The organism is Lamprobacter sp. (genome assembly GCF_034860625.1).
Taxonomy (GTDB): domain Bacteria; phylum Pseudomonadota; class Gammaproteobacteria; order Chromatiales; family Chromatiaceae; genus Lamprobacter.
Window position 1 is genome coordinate 1 of sequence record NZ_JAYESN010000242.1, and the last position, 4,478, is coordinate 4,478.

Here is a 4,478-nt window from a genome sequence, read left to right on the forward strand (position 1 = left end):
CTCGATCCACTCGTGGCTTACTGGTCCTTGCGGTTATTGATCAAGCTTCGCTTCTGGCAGCGGCTCTCCGGATACCCTGACAATCCTGATCGACCAATCGAGCCGGTGTTGAGGGGGCTCGCCCAGAACCCTCAGGGCCGGCTCTGTCTCTACGGGCCACCTGGCACCGGCAAGAGCGCCTTCGCCGCAGAGGTCGCGCGGCGGCTCGAGCGGCCCTTGTTGTTGGCCAAAGACCCCATGTTTTCCGAAGTGTTTGAATTCAATGCTACAATCATTACGGAGGACCTTAAACACCTTAAACGCTACGGGAACAGACTTCGGAAGGCGGTACACGACCTTGTGGCCGAACAGCTATTACCAGAGGGACTGACCATCCTCGATCACCTGGAACTGGCCGAACCGACGCTGCGCAAACAGTTCCTCGATACCAAACTGCTAAGGCCGATCTTGAAAAGCACCTTGCGCCGCTTGGTCTGCTCAACACCGGTGTGCCTGGGGAGGTCTCGGTCACACTGGCCGCCAGCAGCGTGGAAGCCTTCAAAAAGTCGAAGGAGCGGTTTAGGGACAAGATCCGCAAGGCCAACCCGCCTGCCACCAGCATCGCGGAAACCCGCAAACGGCTGAAAACCACGGATCTGGGATTAACGGACACTTGGGTGGATATCCTGATCACGCTGCTCATCAGCACCGGGGAGATTAGCGTGGAGGCGTTACTCCAAGCCTTGAAGCCAAGTTGCTCGGGTTCTATCCCAACGGGTCCTCTGAGTTTCAGCAGCAACTTCTCGGCGCGATTGATGACGAACTGGCCCAACACCGGGACGCAGAGGCCGCCAACAAGCCCTGGAAGGTGGAATAAGCATGTTAAAAACACTGCGTCTGCGCGACTGCAAAAGCTTTGCCGACGTAACCCTTTATATCGACTCGCTCACGATCGTCACGCGAACCCAAGGTGGAGTCGCTTAATATGAACGTCTCATTTTTCATCAATGATGACATCCCTCTGGCAATCAACGAAAACGCCAACGATTTTACGCGCGACCTGCGATTTTTCGCGGCGCTGGCCTGGTACCGAAAAGACAAGCTGTCCTTGGGTAAGGCAGCGGAACTCGCGGGTTACGACAAACTCGGTTTCATCGCCCGAATGCAGTTGGAACAGGAGCCGATTTTCGATTATGGAGAAGACGAATTGGCGTCGATCTTCAACGACGTGGCGAAGCTGCCATGAAGGTGGTGGTCAATACCACGCCGTTGATTTCTCTCGCCTGCGTGCAAAGGCTCAATCTGTTGGAACAACTTTTTGGAGGTATCATCCTGGCCGAAGCAGTGTATCGGGAAATTAAGGCTAAGCCTGGCTATGGTCATGCGGAAATCGACCAAACATGGATTACGGTTCGCTCCATTGCTGGAAAATTATATCGACCGCTCTTGCTGAACCAACTCGATGCCGGGGAGGCTGAAACCATCATCCTGGCAAGGGAAATCCAGGCTGATGATGTTGTTATCGACGAAAACCGGGGCTATCGGTTGGCACAACAGTTCGGATTACCCGTCGTTCGCACGTTGTCTTTGTTGTTGCGAGCGAAAGAAAAGGGGCTGATCACGCAGATCAAGCCGATTTTGGAGGAGATGGTTACCCGAGGACGCTGGTATTCGCCCGCGGTTTGCCGTGCTGTGCTCTTGCAGTCTGGAGAAATCCATTAGAGATGGCAAGCCAATGAATAGATACAAGCCGCTGAATCAGCTCAAGCCGCGCTTGCTTGGCTTCTTCAAAGGCGGATGGCGTGAGTTCGAGCAGACTGTGCAGGGCGCACTGGGTGAGCTGCTAAAAAAGAACGATTCGGAAGATTTGACATGTGCGTTGCTTTAGAGAACCCGCCGGATGCAATCGTCAACGGAAGTATCTTCAGATTCCAGTGCAAAGAGGACTATGACCCGAAGTTCGTAGTCTTGTGGCTGCTCAGCAAGCCGATCCAGTCAATAGTTTTCCGCGAAAGAACCAACCTTGGAATCAGCTACATTTCCCAAGACATTATTGAAGAATATCCCTTTTCCAAAAATTGAAAATGAGAAACAACAACTCATTCTTCGTGGATATAACACTGCTGTAGAAATGAAGGATGAAATGATCTCTTCCCTCCATGAAGTGGTTCGCGCGAAATCACTGGCCAGGAATTTAATAAGTAATATCTACCGAGATAAATTAGGGATGGAAGAGCCATCGGCACCAGTGTTGAAGGTTAGAGTCGTTGACTCATCAAAAATTCAAGACAGGCTCGATTGGAAAACAGGAGTACGGAAAAGGTTGAATCGTTCAATGGCACACCAAAGGTAACGAGTCCTACTTCTGCACAGCTACCGGGCGACAGCGTAGTTGTAGACGAAGATGGAAGCGTGACTTACAAAGGCAGAAAATTCCAGCTTTACCGAAGATATGCTGGAAAAGCTATTATTTTTGTTGAAGAGAAGGGCGAGCTAAAATTTGTTGTAGAGGGTCGCAGCCCGTCAAAGCGTTTTGCGTTATGAATTTATATTGGCGCTCTTGTTTATTTAGGTTTTATCTCTAGATTCATTCTGTATGCCGATGCGGGTTCATCGTGGTTAAACGTCAAGACCCTTGAAGTCGTCAATTAATTCTGTGCTGCGATATTGTTATGTTAAAAGAGCTGCGTCTTCGCAACTGGAAAAGCTTTGCCGATGCCACCCTCTATATCGATCCGCTGACGATCCTCATCGGCAGTAATGCCAGTGGTAAATCCAATGCCCTGGATGCGCTGCTGTTTCTCAGCCGGGTCAGCCGCGGTGTTAGCCTGTTTTCAGCGATTGCCGGTGATCTTAATCTGCCGGCCTTGCGTGGCGGGATCGAGTGGGTTTGCCGCAAGCCTGAAAAGCGCTTCAGCCTGACACTTGTCGTGAGCGGTGAACGGGAAAACGAAGAATATCGCTACCATCTTGGCATTCAAGTCAATGCCACCAAAGCCGAAGTCCAGGAAGAGGAATTGATCTGGCTGCAATATGGACCAGGCAGCCAGACCGCGAAGGAAATGAGTCTCTTGCAGACCCGCATTGAAGAAGCAAGTAGTCCGGCGATTCCCACCTACTACCGCACAGATACCCAAGGCACGGGTGCCAAGGGCTGGGGTCAACGCGCCGATCTGGCACGAACGCAACTGATTCTGACCCAAACGGAAACTATTCATAACGCCAATCGCGAGGTACAGCGCGGCGCTCAGCAGGTCTTGCGCCAGTTGCAGGGTATCTTTGTCTTTGATCCCATCCCGAGCCACATGCGCGACTATAGTCCATTAGCGGACAAGCTCTCGACCGATGGCTCCAACATCGCGGGTGTCCTAGCGGGGCTGGATGCGGAGCGCAAGCTAGTGGTCGAGGCCGCTCTGACCCAATATCTGAAGGCGCTGCCCGAGCGCGACATCAAGCGCATCTGGACCGAATTGGTGGGCAAGTTCGGCACCGATGCCATGCTCTACTGCGAAGAGGGCTGGGACGGCCAGCCAACGCATGAAGTCGATGCCCGTGGCATGTCCGATGGCACTCTGCGCTATGTGGCGATTGTGACCGCCCTGCTAACGCGCGAGCCGGGGAGCCTGCTGGTGATCGAGGAGGTCGATAATGGACTGCATCCCTCCCGCGCCCATCTGCTGGTGAGCATGCTGCAGACCTTGGGCAAAGAGCGCGGGATCGATGTCTTGGCCACGACCCATAATCCGGCGCTGCTAGATGCGGCAGGCCTCGCCATGGTGCCCTTTATCACCGTCGCCCACCGCGACGATACCACCGGGTTCAGCGGTCTGACGCCACTGGAAGAGATCGAGCAACTACCCAAGCTGATCGCCGGCGGAAGCCTAGGCACCTTGTCGAGCAAGGGTCGAATCGAAGCGGCCCTCAAGCAGGATCATGGCCAGTGAAACGGGTGCTCATTCTCGATACCAGCATTCTCTGCGTCTGGCTGGATGTGCCCGGCATGGAGATCTGTGGTCCGGACGATGATCGGTGGGACAAGTCTCGCGTTGAGGCCAAGATTGCCCATGAGCGCAGCAGTCGGACGACCTTTGTTCTGCCGTTGGCCAGTATCATCGAAACCGGCAATCACATCGCGCAGGCCCGTCATAGTCGCAGGGCACGTGGTGAACAGTTGGCGGACCTGATGCGCAAGAGCGCCGATGAAGAATCACCTTGGGCGGCCTTTTCCGATCAATCGGTCCTATGGTCTGCGGACCGCTTGAAGACGCTCGCCGATGCCTGGCCGGATCTTGCCGACCGCAAACTGTCCCTTGGCGATGCCACCATCAAGGACGTTGCCGAACATTACGCCAGCGTCGGCTATGTGGTGGAAATCTTGACGGGCGATCAGGGCCTGAAGGCGCACCAGCCTGCCGCGCCCGTTGCCATTCCTCGAAGAAGACAGAAACGCTCCTGAAAAGGGCCTTTTTCCTCCTCAGCCCGTCGCGGTCCGAATCCAC

Annotated in this window: 7 protein-coding genes; all 7 read left to right on the top strand. The window is 54.2% G+C overall.

Annotation, left to right across the window (positions count from 1 at the left end; translation table 11 throughout):
* Window positions 1–105 precede the first annotated feature (105 nt).
* The 7 genes from VBE63_RS25065 to VBE63_RS25095 all read left to right on the top strand — a co-directional run bounded on the left by VBE63_RS25065 (window position 106) and on the right by VBE63_RS25095 (window position 4,435).
* Window positions 106–624 carry an ATP-binding protein gene (locus VBE63_RS25065; protein WP_323685739.1) on the top strand — a complete coding sequence of 173 codons (519 nt, stop codon included), beginning with the start codon at window positions 106–108 and terminating at the stop codon, window positions 622–624.
* A 340-nt stretch (window positions 625–964) separates the two neighbouring features.
* Entirely contained in the window at window positions 965–1,225 is a 261-nt protein-coding gene (locus tag VBE63_RS25070) for a UPF0175 family protein (protein WP_323685733.1), read from the top strand.
* Complete coding sequence (locus VBE63_RS25075) at window positions 1,222–1,701, top strand: DUF3368 domain-containing protein (RefSeq protein ID WP_323685734.1); 480 nt, start codon at window positions 1,222–1,224, stop codon at window positions 1,699–1,701. Before VBE63_RS25070 ends, VBE63_RS25075 begins: the two co-directional genes overlap by 4 nt.
* 13 nt (window positions 1,702–1,714) lie before the next feature.
* Window positions 1,715–1,867 carry a hypothetical protein gene (locus tag VBE63_RS25080; RefSeq protein ID WP_323685735.1) on the top strand — a complete coding sequence of 51 codons (153 nt, stop codon included), beginning with the start codon at window positions 1,715–1,717 and terminating at the stop codon, window positions 1,865–1,867.
* A gap of 135 nt (window positions 1,868–2,002) precedes the next feature.
* Entirely contained in the window at window positions 2,003–2,332 is a 330-nt protein-coding gene (locus tag VBE63_RS25085) for a hypothetical protein (RefSeq protein WP_323685736.1), read from the top strand.
* A gap of 319 nt (window positions 2,333–2,651) precedes the next feature.
* Window positions 2,652–3,923, top strand: a complete 1,272-nt coding sequence (locus VBE63_RS25090; protein WP_323685737.1) for an AAA family ATPase — start codon at window positions 2,652–2,654, stop codon at window positions 3,921–3,923.
* The gene (locus VBE63_RS25095; protein WP_323685738.1) at window positions 3,920–4,435 is read left to right on the top strand and encodes a hypothetical protein; all 516 of its coding nucleotides are present in this window, start codon (window positions 3,920–3,922) and stop codon (window positions 4,433–4,435) included. Before VBE63_RS25090 ends, VBE63_RS25095 begins: the two co-directional genes overlap by 4 nt.
* Window positions 4,436–4,478 lie beyond the last annotated feature (43 nt).